The organism is Pseudomonas silensiensis (assembly GCF_050434865.1).
GTDB lineage: Bacteria > Pseudomonadota > Gammaproteobacteria > Pseudomonadales > Pseudomonadaceae > Aquipseudomonas > Aquipseudomonas fluorescens_W.
Window position 1 is genome coordinate 151,519 of sequence record NZ_JBNDJH010000017.1, and the last position, 15,018, is coordinate 166,536.

The 15,018-nt window shown below is 58.9% G+C and carries 16 protein-coding genes; 7 read left to right on the forward strand and 9 right to left on the reverse strand.

The genetic code is table 11. The features are described 5' to 3' along the window. The first annotated feature begins 51 nt into the window (after window positions 1–51). Window positions 52–417 (forward strand): antibiotic biosynthesis monooxygenase, encoded by a 366-nt coding sequence (locus tag QF010_RS23080; protein WP_429510741.1) that lies wholly within the window; start codon window positions 52–54, stop codon window positions 415–417. Here QF010_RS23080 and QF010_RS23085 read toward each other — a convergent pair. From QF010_RS23085 to msuE, 4 genes are all read right to left on the reverse strand, one after another. After that, window positions 414–1,517 (reverse strand): sigma-54 interaction domain-containing protein, encoded by a 1,104-nt coding sequence (locus QF010_RS23085; protein ID WP_429510740.1) that lies wholly within the window; start codon window positions 1,515–1,517, stop codon window positions 414–416. The two genes, QF010_RS23080 and QF010_RS23085, sit on opposite strands and share 4 nt — an antisense overlap. 23 nt (window positions 1,518–1,540) lie before the next feature. Continuing rightward, entirely contained in the window at window positions 1,541–2,728 is a 1,188-nt protein-coding gene (locus tag QF010_RS23090; RefSeq protein ID WP_429534016.1) for an acyl-CoA dehydrogenase family protein, read from the reverse strand. A 210-nt stretch (window positions 2,729–2,938) separates the two neighbouring features. Further along, window positions 2,939–4,084, reverse strand: coding sequence for an FMNH2-dependent alkanesulfonate monooxygenase (ssuD, locus tag QF010_RS23095; protein WP_033059220.1), 1,146 nt, complete (start codon window positions 4,082–4,084; stop codon window positions 2,939–2,941). Between the two features lie 10 nt (window positions 4,085–4,094). Continuing rightward, window positions 4,095–4,658 (reverse strand): FMN reductase, encoded by a 564-nt coding sequence (msuE, locus tag QF010_RS23100; RefSeq protein WP_046049228.1) that lies wholly within the window; start codon window positions 4,656–4,658, stop codon window positions 4,095–4,097. Between the two features lie 401 nt (window positions 4,659–5,059). Between msuE and QF010_RS23105 the strand changes: the two genes are divergently transcribed. The 4 genes from QF010_RS23105 to QF010_RS23120 all read left to right on the forward strand — a co-directional run bounded on the left by QF010_RS23105 (window position 5,060) and on the right by QF010_RS23120 (window position 9,281). Then, a complete protein-coding gene (locus QF010_RS23105) occupies window positions 5,060–5,329 on the forward strand; it encodes a hypothetical protein (RefSeq protein WP_429510738.1) in 270 nt (89 codons plus the stop codon). A 101-nt stretch (window positions 5,330–5,430) separates the two neighbouring features. Next, window positions 5,431–6,045 (forward strand): LysE family translocator, encoded by a 615-nt coding sequence (locus tag QF010_RS23110; protein ID WP_429534017.1) that lies wholly within the window; start codon window positions 5,431–5,433, stop codon window positions 6,043–6,045. A 204-nt stretch (window positions 6,046–6,249) separates the two neighbouring features. Beyond that, on the forward strand, window positions 6,250–7,407 hold the full coding sequence (locus QF010_RS23115) for an aminotransferase class V-fold PLP-dependent enzyme (protein WP_429534018.1): 1,158 nt from the start codon (window positions 6,250–6,252) through the stop codon (window positions 7,405–7,407). A 65-nt stretch (window positions 7,408–7,472) separates the two neighbouring features. Then, window positions 7,473–9,281, forward strand: coding sequence for an aminopeptidase P family protein (locus QF010_RS23120; RefSeq protein WP_429534019.1), 1,809 nt, complete (start codon window positions 7,473–7,475; stop codon window positions 9,279–9,281). 4 nt (window positions 9,282–9,285) lie between these two features. On the opposite strand, the gene QF010_RS23125 is transcribed toward QF010_RS23120, so the two are convergent. Next, on the reverse strand, window positions 9,286–10,194 hold the full coding sequence (locus QF010_RS23125; protein ID WP_429534020.1) for a LysR family transcriptional regulator: 909 nt from the start codon (window positions 10,192–10,194) through the stop codon (window positions 9,286–9,288). A 104-nt stretch (window positions 10,195–10,298) separates the two neighbouring features. Between QF010_RS23125 and QF010_RS23130 the strand changes: the two genes are divergently transcribed. Then, window positions 10,299–11,297, forward strand: a complete 999-nt coding sequence (locus QF010_RS23130) for a zinc-dependent alcohol dehydrogenase family protein (RefSeq protein ID WP_429534021.1) — start codon at window positions 10,299–10,301, stop codon at window positions 11,295–11,297. Here the strand turns inward: QF010_RS23130 and QF010_RS23135 are convergent. Further along, window positions 11,294–11,884, reverse strand: a complete 591-nt coding sequence (locus tag QF010_RS23135; RefSeq protein ID WP_429534022.1) for a 2-hydroxychromene-2-carboxylate isomerase — start codon at window positions 11,882–11,884, stop codon at window positions 11,294–11,296. The genes QF010_RS23130 and QF010_RS23135 overlap by 4 nt on opposite strands. Window positions 11,885–11,919: 35 nt before the next feature. Next, window positions 11,920–12,648 carry an SDR family oxidoreductase gene (locus tag QF010_RS23140; protein ID WP_033059234.1) on the reverse strand — a complete coding sequence of 243 codons (729 nt, stop codon included), beginning with the start codon at window positions 12,646–12,648 and terminating at the stop codon, window positions 11,920–11,922. Between the two features lie 92 nt (window positions 12,649–12,740). On the opposite strand from QF010_RS23140, the gene QF010_RS23145 reads away from it, so the two are divergent. Next, a complete protein-coding gene (locus QF010_RS23145; RefSeq protein ID WP_033059236.1) occupies window positions 12,741–13,301 on the forward strand; it encodes a TetR/AcrR family transcriptional regulator in 561 nt (186 codons plus the stop codon). Between the two features lie 15 nt (window positions 13,302–13,316). Here QF010_RS23145 and QF010_RS23150 read toward each other — a convergent pair whose 3' ends face one another. Continuing rightward, complete coding sequence (locus QF010_RS23150) at window positions 13,317–13,598, reverse strand: hypothetical protein (protein ID WP_008156219.1); 282 nt, start codon at window positions 13,596–13,598, stop codon at window positions 13,317–13,319. Window positions 13,599–13,767: 169 nt separating this feature from the next. Continuing rightward, window positions 13,768–14,655, reverse strand: coding sequence for a threonine/homoserine exporter RhtA (gene rhtA, locus QF010_RS23155; RefSeq protein WP_033059237.1), 888 nt, complete (start codon window positions 14,653–14,655; stop codon window positions 13,768–13,770). Between the last annotated feature and the right edge of the window lie 363 nt (window positions 14,656–15,018).

The window sequence follows — 15,018 nt, forward strand, 5'->3', positions numbered from 1 at the left end:
TGCAAGCCTTCGGATCGCAAGATCCGGCTTACAGGTCAGTGGGGGCTCTTCATGCAACTGTCAGAGAAAAATCGCAGCTTCACCCAATTGATTGAATTCGAGATCGAACCCCATCAACAGCCCGCACTGGTGTCGGCACTGTCGAAGCAGACCGAGCGTCTCGCCCAGGGTTACAGCGGTTTTCTGAGCGCCAGCATCCAGGCCAGCGACGATGGCCGGCGGGTGCTCAACTACCTGCAATGGCAAACACGCGAGGCGGGAGAAGCCGCGTTTCAAAGCTTTGAAAGCGGCGAGCAGGATTTCTGGCAGCTGATCCACGCTCACCAGGCGAAAACCGTGACCTTCGGCTCGTTCCAGGTGCTGCACAGCCTGGAACGCAGCCACGACAACGCATTGCACTGCAACTTGGTGGGTTAGATCGACAGCTGCATGACACGCTCGCCCTGAAGGTTTTCCGTGGGCCGGCGCTTGTTCACCGCCAGTTCGCCGATCTTGATCAGTCGCGTGCGCGTTACGTTGCGGCTCAAGCCCAGCAGTGCGGCGGTGTGCACCTGGTTGTAATGGCTGAAACGATAGGCGGCTCGCAGCAACGCGTCTTCGACTTTCTCGTGCAGCGCCCCGGCCTGTTCTTCGAAAAGCTTTTGAAAGGCCCGATCGAGCAGGGCTTCCGGTGAGTCGTCGACGGTGCTGTGGTAATCGTCCTGACGCTCGATGCGCATGTTCGACAGGCGCAGGTCGTCGCGTTCGATCACGCCGTTCCGGCAGATCAACAGGGTGTGGTGAATGACGTTTTCCAGTTCGCGGATATTGCCCGGCCAGCTGTAGCTGCGCAGTTTCAGTTCGGCGTCTTTGCTGATGGTGATGCTGCCGTAGCCGAGGCGCTGGCTGTAGGCTTCGACGAAGTGTCGGGTCAGCGGCAGGATGTCGCCGGGGCGGTCGCGCAGCGGGCTCAATTCCAGGCTGACCACGTCGAGGCGGTAATACAAGTCCTCACGGAAATGCCCGGCGTTGATGGCTTTCTCCAATTGCACGTTGGTCGCCGCCAGCACGCGCACGTTGATAGGAATGCTCTTGCGCGAACCCAGTCGCACCACCTCGCGCTCCTGCAATACGCGCAACAACTTGACCTGAATCGCCATCGGCAAATCGCCGATTTCATCGAGGAACAACGTGCCGCCATCGGCCTCCTCGAACCAGCCGGCCTTGGCGCTCAGCGCACCGGTAAAGGCACCTTTTTCATGGCCGAATAACTCGGCCTCCACCAGGGATTCGGAAAATGCGCCGCAGTTCACCGCCACGAATGGCCGGTTACGGCGGGCGCTGAGGTTGTGGATATGTCGTGCCACCAGCTCCTTGCCGGTGCCGGTTTCGCCAATGATCAGCACGCTGGCTTCACTCGGTGCGACTTGTTGGATGTGGGCGAGCAAGGCCTGGGATTTAGGGTCTTCGAACACCTGCGCCGTGGCGCGGATCGAGGTGGCCAGAGCGGGCGAGGGCGGTAAGGTCAGCAGTTGCATGGGCAGGCTCCATGAATAGAAGGCTATGAATAGAAAGTCGGAGTCGGCAGGGACTGGTTGAGCGCCCAGTCACCCAGTTCATGGAGTTTGTAATCCATCGGGTCGTGCAGGGTTTGCGTGCGCAGGTTGCGCCAGTGGCGGTCCAGTCGCAGTGAGGCATGAGTTGAGCGGGCGCCAGTCACTTCGAACAACCGGCTACAGAGTTCCAGACCGTTGCGGGTGGCAGCGACCTTGGCCGTGGCGATGGCGGTAGCGAGGTGCCCGCGTTCTTCGGCGCTGAGGTTCGGGCCTTTGGCCCAGGCCTTGTCGAGCAGCCCGGCAGCGCGCTCCACCAGCAGTCGAACACTTTCGAGGGCGACCCAGAATTCGCCGAAGTGGCCGAGTACATAAGGGTCCTGACGCACATCCTGAGTACTGGATTTGTGCCACGGACGGGTCTCGGTGAGGGTGTATTGCCGCGCTTCTTCGAAGGCACCTTCGGTGATGCCGAGGAACATATGGGTGAAGGTCAGTTGGGCAATCAACGGCCGCAGGCAGGCGAATGGCGTACTCAGCGGACCCGGATCGAGGAGCAATTCCGACTCTTCGACCCGTACCCGTTCGAATGTCGCGCTGCCGCTGTCGGTCTGGCGCTGGCCCATGTTGTTCCAGTCGTTGTGCAGGGTGATGCCGCTGCGACCGCTGGGAATCGCAGCGATCAACAGCTTGCCGCCAGCGCTTTCATCCACCGCCGAGGCGATCAGCATTTCCGAATCGCTGGCGCCCGAGCAGAAGCTTTTCTTGCCGGAAAACTCACGCCAGCCACTGAGGTTCTTCACCACGGTGCGGGTATCCAGTGGGTTGAGGGCGTTGCCCCAGAACCAGTTCTTGCGCGCGGTCTGTTCGAACCATGGCTGCCACTGCTCGGGCCGGGCGAACAGGCGCACGGTGGCGAGCATCAGGTGATGGAAGCCGAAGACATGGGCAATCGAACTGTCGACTTTGGCGAACTCGCGCACGATGGTCAGGGTGTCACTCCAGCTGGCGCCGAGGCCGCCGTACTGGGCGGGAATGCTTGACGCGAGCAGACCGCTGTGGCGCAAGGCATCACGTTCGGCTTTGGGCGTACCGCCACGTTCATCGCGCTCGACAGCGGTCAGGGCAAACTCGGCGGCCAATCGCCGGGCGGTCTGCAAGGGAGATATCAGGGCGCTTTGCGGTTTGGCAGTCACACGGGGGTTCCTCATGAAAATCGACACAGATCCCCTGTGGGAGCAGAGCTTTTGTGGCGAGGGAGCTTGCTCCCGCTGGACTGCGAAGCAGTCCCTGAACAGGCCGGAGCGGTATGTATGAAGCACCGCATCTACCGGTTTACGACTGCTTCGCAGCCGAGCGGGAGCAAGCTCCCTCGCCACAAAACTCCAGTCCTCCAGAGATGTTAGTCAGGCCGTGGCTTTGGTGGGCAGCACATCATTGGCGATCATCTCGCCAAACGGCCCGGTGAGATTGGTAACCCCACGCCCGGCCAGGCTGGCGTACGGCTCAGGCAACAGCGGGAACACCAGCTCGGCAAAGCGATAAGCCTCTTCGAGGTGCGGATAGCCGGAGAAGATGAAACTCTCGATCCCCAGGTCTGCGTACTCCTTGATTCGCGCCGCCACTTGCTGCGGATCACCCACCAACGCCGTCCCGGCACCGCCGCGCACCAGACCGACACCGGCCCACAGGTTGGGGGATATTTCCAGGTTGTCACGGCGGCCGTCATGCAACGCCGCCATGCGCCGCTGACCTTCGGAATCGAAACGCGAGAACGACTTCTGCGCGGCCGCGATGGTCTCGTCGCTGATGTGCTCGATGAGTTTATCCGCGGCTTTCCAGGCCTCTTCGGCGGTCTCGCGGACGATCACGTGCAAGCGAATCCCGAACTTCACCGTGCGACCGTTTCGCGCGGCACGTTCACGCACATCGGCCAGTTTTTCCGCCACGGCGGCGGGTGGTTCGCCCCAGGTCAGGTAGACATCAACCTGCTCGGCGGCCAGTTCATGCGCGGCTTCGGAAGAACCGCCGAAGTACAGCGGCGGATAGGGTTTTTGCACCGGCGGATACAGCGCCTTGGCGTTCTGCACTTGCAGGTGTTTGCCTTCGAAATCCACCGATTCGCCTTGCAGCACCCGGCGCCAGATTTTCAGGAATTCGTCGGTCACTTCGTAGCGTTCGCTGTGATCGAGGAAGATGCCGTCGCCACGGTTTTCATCCGGGTCACCGCCGGTGACCACGTTGATCAGCAAGCGGCCATTGGACAGTCGATCCAGTGTCGCGGCCATGCGCGCCGAGACCGTCGGCGAGATGATCCCCGGCCGAATCGCCACCAGATAACGCAGGCGTTCGGTCAGCGGCACCAGCGCCGAAGCAATCACCCACGAATCTTCGCAGGAGCGCCCGGTGGGAATCAGTACACCGTGGTAACCGAGGCTGTCGGCCGCCTGGGCCACTTGTTTCAGGTAGTTGAGTGTCACCGGGCGAGCGCCCTGAGTGGTACCCAGGTAATGGCCGTCGCCGTGAGTCGGCAGAAACCAGAAAACATCCATGAAGAAATCCTTAAGCGATTTTCAGCAGATTTTTGGGGTGCACGCCAAACAACGGCGCGGCGCGTTCTGCAGCAAGACGGATGCGGGCCTTCAAGGGCTCACTGGTTATTTGATAATTCGAAAAATCTGCTTCGGTGGCATACACGCCAATCGGCAGCGTCAGGGCCTGGAAGAAACTGAACAGCGGCCGCAACTGATGATCGAGCACCAGTGCATGACGCTCGCTGCCACCGGTGGCGGCCAGCAATACCGGCGTGTCGATCAGCGCATTGAGGTCAATCAGGTCGAACAGATGCTTGAGCAGTCCAGGGTATGAACCGCGATAAACCGGCGCGGCGACGATCAGCAAGTCGGCGTTCTCGATCGCTTGCAGCTCGGCTTCGATCTCTGCACTCAATTCCTGACGGGACAGCGCGGCACCCAACGGTCGGGCGATGTCACCCAGTTCAATCAGCTTGCTTTCAATCGGCAATTGCTCGGCCAGTTGCGCCAACAGTGCCTGAGTCAGCACTAAAGTGCGGGACGGACGCCAGGTACCGCCGGAGAGGGCAACGACTTTCAATGGACGCGACATGATCAGTTCCTTTTTAAACAGTTGCTCAGGGAGCAGTGAGTAGTCACTGACAGAGAGCAAGAGCTGTACCAATCCTTCGGAGCCACGATTTACGGGGCTTTCAGCGCGTTGACCGGTAGACGCTGTACGAATGGCAGAGCTGTTTGTTGAATGACTGTTGCTTGGTAAACAGTTGCTTGGGCAACAGTGCGTGAAGCGATGACCGTTGTTATAAAGGCTCTGCGTTATTCCTCAAAAGACCTTAAATTAATATTTATAGATCGTTTAGAGATATAAGGCGCTCTACCTGAGCGTCATTAGTCAAAGTCGATAGCCACTATCGAGAGCGTTGATTTCTGCTGATCGGATGCCCGGCGTAGCCTGTGTTCATTGCCTCGAACCCAGATGTCAGGACGCTAACAATGAAACCTCTAATCGCTACTTTCTTGCTGCTTGCGGTCTCCGTGCTCGCCGGATGTGCCAGCCATGTTTCCCCGGAATTACGGCCGTACACCGCTGAAGAAACCAAGGAACTGGCACTTGAGGCGTTGAATCGTCGCGGTCTGTCTTTCGAGGAGTACCACGCGAAGAAAGCCGAATTGCTCGGCCAACCACAAAAGTCGTTCAGTTTCGACAAACAAGGCGAGATGAACGCCGAACGTGCTGTACAGCTTCACGGTCGTCCTAGCTGATCGAAAACTGTACCGCTTGAAGTTTCACGCAACTGTCCATGGGTTTCCCTGAAGGCCTGCGATAGGGTCAACACCTGACTGACCCCAATGGACTGCCACCCATGACGCTCTCGCTCGATTTGCTGCTGGGCTTTGCCCTGTTTGCGCTTGTCACCTCGATTACCCCCGGGCCCAACAACACGATGTTGCTGGCATCGGGCGTGAACTTCGGCTTTAACCGCACCATCCCCCACATGCTTGGCATCACCTGCGGTTTCTTCGTGCTCGTGGTGGCGGTTGGTTTCGGTTTGGGTGCAGTGTTTCAAACCTATCCTTTGCTCTACACCGTGCTGCGTTACGTCGGCGCGGCGTATTTGCTGTATCTGGCGTGGAAGATTGCCCGGTCGGGACCGGTTTCCGAGAGTGAAAAGGGCGAGAGCAAGCCGATCAGCTATTTGGGCGCCGCAGCGTTTCAGTGGGTCAATCCCAAGGCCTGGATCATGGCTATCGGAGCCATCAGCACCTACACGCCAATGCAGGGTTATTTCACCAACGTGATCGTGATTGCGGCAGTGTTCGCCTTGATCAACCTGCCGAGCGTCAGTGTCTGGGCAGGTTGCGGCACGTTGTTGCGTAATGTGCTGAAAGATCGCCGTTGGTTGCGGCTGTTCAACTGGGGCATGGCCTTGCTGCTGGTGGCTTCGTTGTATCCGTTGTTGCTCGAAAGCTTTAACTGACGCATTGCTTCAACCGGTTGCCCGATGCCTGTTAAGCTCAACTTCAGGAGCGTTCCTACGCACTTTTAAATGAAGTTGTCCTTCTTTAACGGCCTCCGATCAGGTATTTCTAACGCTCTGAACGATCGGCGCAGCTCACGAGGCTGCGCTTCGACGTTTCAGTGACGAGCCTCCTGATCCCGGAACATGCTCTGCGAGTCTTCTATGAATAAACGTCCTCTGTATTTCGACTACGCCGCCACCACGCCGGTGGATGAGCGAGTCATCAAGGTCATGGTCGAGTGTCTGGGTTTTACCGGCAACTTCGGCAATCCGGCGTCCAGCTCCCATGCGTTCGGTCAACAGGCCCGGCAATCGGTCGAGCAGGCGCGGCACCAGGTCGCCGAACTGGTCGGCGCCCAGGCGGAGCAGATCGTCTGGACCTCCGGCGCCACCGAATCGAACAACCTTGCCCTCAAGGGCGTGGCCCAGGCTCGCGGCGTTTCTGGCGGCCACATCATCACCAGCCAGATCGAACACAAAGCGATTCTCGACACGGCGAAGCAGTTGCAGGACGCCGGTGTTGCGGTGACTTATCTGGTGCCGGACGCCGAGGGTCTGATTACCCCGCAAGCGGTCAGCGAAGCAATGCGCGAAGACACCTTTCTGGTGTCGTTGATGCTGGTCAACAACGAGCTGGGCACCGTCAACGACATCTCGGCTATCGGCGACGTCGTGCGTGCTCGCGATGCGTTGTTCCATGTCGACGCGGCTCAAGGTGCAGGCAAAGTGGTGATCGATCTGGCCCGCTTGCCAGTGGATCTGATGTCATTTTCCGCCCACAAGATTTACGGCCCCAAAGGCATCGGCGCGCTGTACGTCGGGCCGCGCGCGCAGCAGCGTGTGCAGGCGCAGATTCACGGTGGCGGTCACGAGGGCGGTTTGCGTTCCGGCACCCTGGCGACTCACCAGATCGCTGCCATGGGTGCGGCGTTCGCGTTGGCGGCCGCCTTGTTCGATGAGGAAAAAGCCAGGATTGTGCGGCTGCGCGAGCGCCTGCTTGAGCAACTGCTGAGCATTCCCGGCGTTCGCCTCAATGGCAGCCCGACCCAACGCATTCCCCATACCCTGAGCCTGACCTTCAACGAAGGCGAGTTCAATTCCGCGGCGCTGAGCCACTCGATCGCGTTTTCCGCGACTTCGGCCTGCAACTCCGCCAGCAACGCGCCCTCCCATGTGCTGCTGGCGCTGGGGCATGACGCCCGCGCGGCGGGCCGCACCATTCGCTTGAGCCTCGGCCGGTTCACCTCTGACCAAGACGTCGACCAAGCGGCACAACTGATCAAAGCGGCCTGCGCCAGTGCTCCGGCATTTTGGCAATAAGGTCTGAAAGTGCCGGCATTGATCGGCACTCAACAATAATGATGAAGTGATTAGCAGGAGACATGATGAGTACGCAGCCTTCGATCAATGGATCGGTGCCTCAACGCCTGGCGCAAACCCGCGAACTGATGAGCCGGGAGGGCATTCACGCTCTGCTGGTGCCGTCGGCCGACCCGCATCTTTCGGAATACCTGCCGGGTTACTGGCAAGGGCGGCAATGGTTGTCGGGCTTCCATGGCTCGGTCGGCACGCTGATCGTTACGCCAGACTTTGCCGGCGTCTGGGCCGACAGCCGTTACTGGGAACAAGCGACCAAGGAACTCAAGGGCAGCGGCATCGAGCTGGTCAAGCTGCAACCGGGTCAACCCGGCCCGCTGGACTGGCTGGCCGAGCAAACCCCTGAAGGCGGCGTCGTCGCGGTAGATGGTGCGGTAATGGCCGTGGCTTCGGCGCGTACGTTGGGTGGCAAGCTCGAAGAGCGCGGCGCACGTCTGCGCACTGATATCGATGTGTTGAACGAAGTCTGGAGCGACCGTCCGACGCTGCCGAACGAGCCGATCTATCAACACCTGCCGCCTCAGGCGACGGTCAGCCGCGGCGAGAAACTCGCGAAACTGCGTGAGGTGTTGAAAGATCGCGGTGCCGACTGGCACTTCATCGCTACCCTTGATGACATCGCCTGGCTGTTCAACCTGCGTGGCGGCGATGTGTCGTTCAACCCGGTGTTCGTTTCCTTCGCGTTGATCAGCCAAGAGCAGGCAACCCTGTTCGTAGCCCTGAGCAAGGTCAATGTCGAACTGCGCGCAATCCTCGAACAGGACGGCGTGACCCTGCGCGACTACAGCGAAGTGGCCGCCGCCTTGCGCGCCGTACCGAGCGGGGCGAGCCTGCAAGTCGATCCGGCGCGCGTCACCGCCGGTTTGCTGGATAACCTGGATAGCGGCGTGAAACTGGTCGAAGGACTGAACCCGACGACGTTAGCCAAGTCGCAGAAAAGCCTGGCCGATGCCGAGCACATTCGTCAGGCCATGGAGCAGGATGGCGCGGCGCTGTGCGAATTCTTCACCTGGCTGGACACGGCGTTGGGTCGTGAGCGCATCACCGAACTGACCATCGACGAACACCTGACAGCCGCGCGTACCCGACGCCCGGGTTATGTGTCGCTGAGTTTCAACACCATTGCCGCGTTCAATGCCAATGGCGCGATGCCGCACTATCACGCGACCGAAGAAGAACACGCGGTGATCGAAGGCGACGGTCTGTTGCTGATCGACTCCGGCGGCCAGTACCTGGGCGGCACCACTGACATCACGCGGATGGTGCCGGTCGGTACGCCGACCGATGAGCAGAAACGCGATTGCACGCGGGTGCTCAAAGGCGTGATTGCGTTGTCCCGTGCGCAATTCCCCCGTGGCATTCTCTCGCCGTTGCTCGATTCGATTGCCCGCGCGCCGATCTGGGCTGAAAGCGTTGATTACGGTCACGGCACCGGTCACGGCGTTGGCTACTTCCTCAACGTACATGAAGGCCCGCAGGTCATCGCCTATCAGGCCGCTGCTGCACCGCAAACCGCGATGCAACCGGGCATGATCACGTCCATCGAACCAGGCACTTACCGTCCGGGCCGCTGGGGTGTGCGGATCGAGAACCTGGTGTTGAACCGCGAGGCGGGCAAAAGCGAATTCGGTGAATTCCTGAAGTTCGAAACCCTGACCTTGTGCCCGATCGACACTCGCTGCCTGGAACCGTCGTTGCTGACTGACGACGAAAAGCAGTGGTTCAACGCCTACCACGCCGAGGTGCGCGAGCGCTTGAGCCCGTTGCTCGACGGCGCAGCCCTTGAGTGGTTGAACACCCGGACTGCGGCTATTTGATCGGTTAGAGTTCAGGCGCTTCTTCGAGCGCCTGGCTCATGTAGTCGACAAAGGCTTTGACCCTGGCGGATTGGCGACGATTCGCCGGGGACACCGCATGAATCGGCAGCGACTGCGCGCTGTATTCCAGCAAAATCGCTGTCACGCGTCCCGCCTTCAAGTCCTCGCTGAACAGCCAAACCGGCGACAGCGCAATCCCCAATCCCCCCAGTACCATCTCGCGGATGGCCTCGGAGTTGTTGCTTTGTGCGTTGCCCTTGATTCGCACTTCGTGACGCAGGGCCTCTCTCTCGTAAACCCATAGGTTCTGACTGTTCAGCAGGTTGAACAGCAGACAGTTGTGCCCGCTTAATTCTTCGGGCGTTTGCGGGTGACCGTGTTGCTCAAGGTAGTCGGGCGCTGCGACGGTCACTCGGTGGGTGGTGCCGATGCGGCGGGCAATCAATCCGCTGTCGTTCAACTCGCCGATCCTGAACGTGACGTCCAGTCCTTCACTGACCAGGTCCTGATTTTGATCGCTCAGTTGCAGATCAATCTGCACCTGGGGATGTTTTTTGAGGAATGCCGGCAGTCGCGGGGCAATCTGCAAGCGCCCGAAACTCACGGACGATCCAATTTTCAGGTTTCCGGCAACAGCTTCGCGGCCGGAGTGAAAACTGTGTTCTGCGGCGTCTACGGCCGCCAGAATTTGTCGACATTCGCTGTAGTACCGCTGACCTTCGTCGGTCAGGGAAAGTTGTCGGGTGCTGCGGGAAATCAGCTTTCCACCCAAATCGGTTTCCAGTGCTCGCAGCACTTTGCTGATGGTCGGCTGACTGGTCTGCAATTCCCGGGCGACGGCAGAAAAGCTGCCACGTTCGACAACGCGCACGAAGATCGCCATTGCATTGAGTTTGTCCACGGGGTTTCTCATTGATGCCAAATGGGCATGGTCACTATAGATATATAGCGTCTTATCGGCATGAGTGAGGGGGAGGAAGATTTATCCCACAGCCACCTCTGACGGGAAATTGCGAAATGACTGACTCACTTGAAATGCGCGCTCTGATTGTAGATTCGGCCAACGGGCCTTTCCGCTTGGCTTCCATTCAACGCCCCGTGCCTGGAGCCGGTCAGGTGTTGGTCAGGATCAAGGCCAGTGGGGTGAACCCTCTGGATGGAAAGATTCGGTCGGGTCAGGCTGCTCATGCGTGCCAGCCGTTGCCGGCGGTATTGGGTATCGATCTTGCGGGAACAGTGGTGGCATGGGGGGAGGGCGTCAGCGGCTGGCTATTGGGTGATGAGGTCTATGCGATGGCCACCGGCATAGGCGGTGCGCAGGGTTCACTGGCTGAATACGCCGCCGTCGATGCACGACTGCTGGCGCGCAAGCCAGTCAATCTGAGCATGCGAGAGGCCGCAGGGTTGCCGTTGGTACTGATCACGGCGTGGGAAGGATTGGTGGATCGTGCGCGGGTGCGGGCGGGGCAGAAAGTGCTGATTCACGGTGGGGCGGGTGGTGTCGGGCATGTGGCTGTGCAAATTGCCCGGGCTTTCGGTGCTGACGTTTTTGCCACCGGGTCGGCCGGGAAGCAGGCGATCATTGAAGGGGTTGGTGCGACGTTTATTGATTACCGCAAATCTTCGGTCGAGGAGTATGTGGCTGAACACACGGCGGGGGAGGGCTTCGATATTGTCTACGACACGGTGGGTGGTGAGACGCTGGACGCTTCATTCAAGGCTGCCCGGGTCTACGAGGGGCATGTCGTGAGTTGTCTTGGATGGGGACAGCACAGTCTTGCGCCGCTCTCGTTTCGTGGGGCAACTTATTCTGGAGTGTTTACCTTGTTGCCGCTGCTGACTGGCAAGGGGCGCGAGCATCACGGGGAGATACTTCGGGAGGCTGCGCAGTTGATTGAGGCGGGTCAGTTGAAACCGTTGCTCGACCCTCGGCAATTCACGCTGCAAACCGCCGAAGCCGCCCATGAGCTGCTCGTTTCGGGAGCTGCGCAGGGACGGCTGGTCGTCGAGATTTAACTCAGGGCTTCAAGGACGAAGTCCAGGCGATCCTGGCCGAAGAACAGCTGATTATCGACAAACATGCTTGGTGCGCCGAATACGCCCCGTTGCACCGCTTTCTCTGTGTTGTCCTTTAGAGTGGTTTTGACTTCCTCGTCGGCGGTCAGGGCCAGCACCTCATTCGGATCGAAACCGTTCTGTGTCAGCACTGACGCGACAGTCGCCAGGTCATCGAGGCTGCGGCCTTGAACCCAGAGGGCGTGAAACAGGCAATCGATGAATGCCTGAAAGCGTCCGGGATGACGCAACTGCATGCCGGTGACGGCGCGCATCAGCATCAGGGTGTTGATAGGGAATTGGGGATTGAACTTCAGTGGCACGCCATAGCGCTTGGCGTAGCGGTCCAGGTCTTGAAACATGTAGCGACCCTTGGCGGGGATGGTCGCGGGAGAGGCGTTGCCAGTGGCTTTGAAGACGCCTCCCAGCAATATGGGTATGTAGATCAACTGGCTGTCGGTTTGCTCGCAGATCTTCGGCAGTTGGGTATAGGCCAGGTAGGTGGCGGGGCTGCCGAGGTCGAAGTAGAACTCCACGGTTTTGCTCATGGTCAATGTGCTCTGCTTATTATTTTTAAGGGGGGTTACCAGCGTTCGCTCCAGGGGCGCAGGTCCAGCTCGAAGGTCCATGCGTCACGGGGCTGGCTGTGCAGGTACCAATAGTTCTCGGCAATGTGCTCTGGATTGAGAATGCCGTCCTGGTCCTTGGTCGCGTACTTTTCGGGGAAACTCTCGCGGATAAAATCGGTATCGATGGCACCGTCGACTACAACATGGGCGACGTGAATGTTCATCGGCCCCAGTTCACGCGCCATGCTTTGCGCCAAGGCGCGAATTCCGTGCTTGGCGCCGGCGAACGCCGCAAATCCTGCGGCCCCACGCAGGCCGGCGGTAGCACCGGTGAACAGGATAGTCCCGCGTTGACGCTTGGCCATGCGCTTGGCCACTTCACGAGCGTTGAGAAAACCCGAGAAGCAGGCCATTTCCCAGATCTTGAAATATTTGCGCGCGGTTTCTTCGAGAATGCTGCAAGGCACATTGGCGCCGATGTTGAAAACGAACGCTTCGATTGGGCCAATCCGGCTTTCTATCTGCTCAATCAACGCGATCACGTCCTCTTCCTTGCGCGCATCGCAGGCAAAGCCGTGGGCTTCATCGCCATTGGCCTTGATGGCGTCCACTAGCGGCTGGAGTTTGTCCGCGCTGCGGCGGGTGACACACGCCACAAATCCTTCCTGCGCAAAACGTTTTGCAATTGCGCCGCCGGTGGAATCCCCGGCACCAACAACCAGTACGACCTTCTTGTTATTCATGGGTAGGTCCCTTTGCTAAACGATCGTTAACTAAACGAACGTTATGCTACGATTCGGCAAGCGTCAAGGCGATCAATCCTGAGGGCAAGGCAATGCGTTACTCGGCCAATCACAAACTGGAAACCAAAGAGAAACTACTTGAAAGCAGTGCGGTGTCGGCCAAGAAGTCTGGTTTTTCAACGGTGGGTGTCGACGGTTTGATGAAGGCGATCGGTTTGAGTGGCGGGGCGTTCTACAGTCACTTTTCGTCGAAGGATGAGCTGTTCGCTTCAATCGTCGAGCGTGAGTTGTCTCAAAGCCTGGAGCGTTTAGGGGCGGACCAGAGTCCTGAGAAGCTCCAGCGCTGCCTCAAACACTACCTGAGCATGGCCCATGTCGAGCACCCGGAATCCGGTTGTGCTTTGCCGACATTGGGGGCTGAGATTGCACGTTCAGATGTGATGATTCGTCAGCAGGCGGAGAACTGGATTTGTCGACTTCAGAAGAGTTGGGCGCAGGTTCTGGAAAGCGACAGCCTGGCATGGGCGATTCTGTCGCAATGTATCGGTGCGTTGGTCATTGCGCGAATGCTGGCCACGCCAGACATCCAGCGCGCGGTACTGAAGTCCAGTTACGATGAGATTGGCCGCCAGATCGCAGGTCCACGAACCTGACAAGGCGGCATCAATCTATTTGCAGATGACGATCATGCTGCGGCTGGTATAGCCCGCCGGGTTGAGGCCGAAGGGGTAATCGCCTGGTTCTTCCACAGCGTCCCCTGACTTGGCGATGACCTTGTAACCTTTGGGAGCGCACGAGTTGGCAGCGCTGGTGTAGCACTTGTCCCAGGATGACGACAGCCCGGAACAGTTGATATGCAGCCCTCTCTTGCCGTGTTTTACCTGGGTTTTCGATGTCGCCGCGCAGCCCGCAACCGCAAGTACGGCGATCAGTATCAAAATTCGTTTCATTACTGTCCTTATAGCGTCCCCGGATCTTTGCGCCCGGGTCTGGCTGCATTCGCTTTCGCTTGAAGCGTTCTGATATCCCTATCTGAAAAAATCCATGTCTGGCACTGGGTTACGGGCCTAAACATGGCCTAATTGCGCGGTAAATACCAGACCCTCGTCAAATCCTGTCTCAATCTGCAGCGACAGCAGGCTTGGCCGTACTCCCCATCGTCATGGTTGCGCCTATGGAAGCCAGAATGATGCACATGATGGCCATCCATTGTGACAGTGATAGGTACTCGTGGAGAAACAACAGGCCCGACAGTGCGCCGATCGCAGGTTCAATGCTCATCAACGTGCCGAATGTCCGGGTCGGGATTCGGGTGAGGGCGACCATCTCCAGTGTGTAGGGCACGGCGGTGGACAGAATGGCGACAGCGATGGCCACGGGGATCAGTGAGGGAGTGAGCAGCGCCGCGCCAGCATGGACGATGCCGATAGGGGCTACAAACAGTGCCGCAATCATCACCCCCAGTGCCGCGGTCTGCACGCCATTGTCGGCGCCGGCCTTTTGGCCGAACAGAATGTACAGCGCCCAGCAGACACCCGCGCCCAATGCATAACCGGCGCCTGCCAGGTCGATTCCTGCGGTGGTTTCTCCCACAGGTATTAACAGCAGCAAGCCTACGGCTGCCAGGGCAATCCACAAAAAATCGATCGCGCGACGTGAGGCGTAGATGGCTACCGCCAGTGGTCCGGTGAATTCCAGCGCAACTGCGATACCGAGGGGGACGGTTTGCAAGGACATATAGAAGAGGAAGTTCATGCCGCCCAACGCCATTCCGTAGACGATGACGGTGCGCAGGGATTTTGCGGTGAGCTTCGCTCGCCAGGGGCGCAGTATCAGCATCATGATCCCGCTGGCGAAGATCAGCCGCAGGGTGGTGGTCCCTTGCGCACCAATAATGGGGAACATGCTTTTTGCAAGGGAGGCTCCTGACTGGATGGATGCCATGGCTATCAATAGCAGGCCAACCGAAAACAGGGTCGAGGCAAGGCTGCGAGGTTGGTCATTCATGGCGTGGCATCGTCCGAAGTAGGAAGCGAAAGTGTTGTTGGGCAATATACTGCGCATTCACGGCGGGCGCGTCTATATATAAGCAACGATTTTGAGCATCCTTATAGAGAAGCGTAATTAAGGGTTGACGGCAGATTCTGGAAGTCTATAATTCGCCCCACTTCCGGCGCAGTCGAAACGAAAAACTCCTTGGCAAACAACGAGTTACGCAGTTTTCGACGGCGAGTGGCTTCAGTTCATCGAAGCCCAGAAGGAGTTGAAAGAGCAAGGTGGTTTGGCTCTTTTAACGATTCGATCTTCTCGGTCGAAAGCGGAACAAAAGAGGTGTTGACAGCAGCGAGTAACGCTGTAGAATTCGCCTCC

Excerpts from the sequence above, each read along its gene's own strand:
- QF010_RS23080 (WP_429510741.1), top strand. The coding sequence starts at position 52 with ATGCAACTGTCAGAGAAAAATCGCAGCTTCACCCAATTGATTGAATTC.
- QF010_RS23085 (WP_429510740.1), bottom strand. The coding sequence starts at position 1,517 with ATGCAACTGCTGACCTTACCGCCCTCGCCCGCTCTGGCCACCTCGATC.
- ssuD (WP_033059220.1), bottom strand. The coding sequence starts at position 4,084 with ATGGATGTTTTCTGGTTTCTGCCGACTCACGGCGACGGCCATTACCTG.
- msuE (WP_046049228.1), bottom strand. The coding sequence starts at position 4,658 with ATGTCGCGTCCATTGAAAGTCGTTGCCCTCTCCGGCGGTACCTGGCGT.
- QF010_RS23105 (WP_429510738.1), top strand. The coding sequence starts at position 5,060 with ATGAAACCTCTAATCGCTACTTTCTTGCTGCTTGCGGTCTCCGTGCTC.
- QF010_RS23110 (WP_429534017.1), top strand. The coding sequence starts at position 5,431 with ATGACGCTCTCGCTCGATTTGCTGCTGGGCTTTGCCCTGTTTGCGCTT.
- QF010_RS23115 (WP_429534018.1), top strand. The coding sequence starts at position 6,250 with ATGAATAAACGTCCTCTGTATTTCGACTACGCCGCCACCACGCCGGTG.
- QF010_RS23120 (WP_429534019.1), top strand. The coding sequence starts at position 7,473 with ATGAGTACGCAGCCTTCGATCAATGGATCGGTGCCTCAACGCCTGGCG.
- QF010_RS23125 (WP_429534020.1), bottom strand. The coding sequence starts at position 10,194 with ATGAGAAACCCCGTGGACAAACTCAATGCAATGGCGATCTTCGTGCGC.
- QF010_RS23130 (WP_429534021.1), top strand. The coding sequence starts at position 10,299 with ATGACTGACTCACTTGAAATGCGCGCTCTGATTGTAGATTCGGCCAAC.
- QF010_RS23135 (WP_429534022.1), bottom strand. The coding sequence starts at position 11,884 with ATGAGCAAAACCGTGGAGTTCTACTTCGACCTCGGCAGCCCCGCCACC.
- QF010_RS23140 (WP_033059234.1), bottom strand. The coding sequence starts at position 12,648 with ATGAATAACAAGAAGGTCGTACTGGTTGTTGGTGCCGGGGATTCCACC.
- QF010_RS23145 (WP_033059236.1), top strand. The coding sequence starts at position 12,741 with ATGCGTTACTCGGCCAATCACAAACTGGAAACCAAAGAGAAACTACTT.
- QF010_RS23150 (WP_008156219.1), bottom strand. The coding sequence starts at position 13,598 with ATGAAACGAATTTTGATACTGATCGCCGTACTTGCGGTTGCGGGCTGC.
- rhtA (WP_033059237.1), bottom strand. The coding sequence starts at position 14,655 with ATGAATGACCAACCTCGCAGCCTTGCCTCGACCCTGTTTTCGGTTGGC.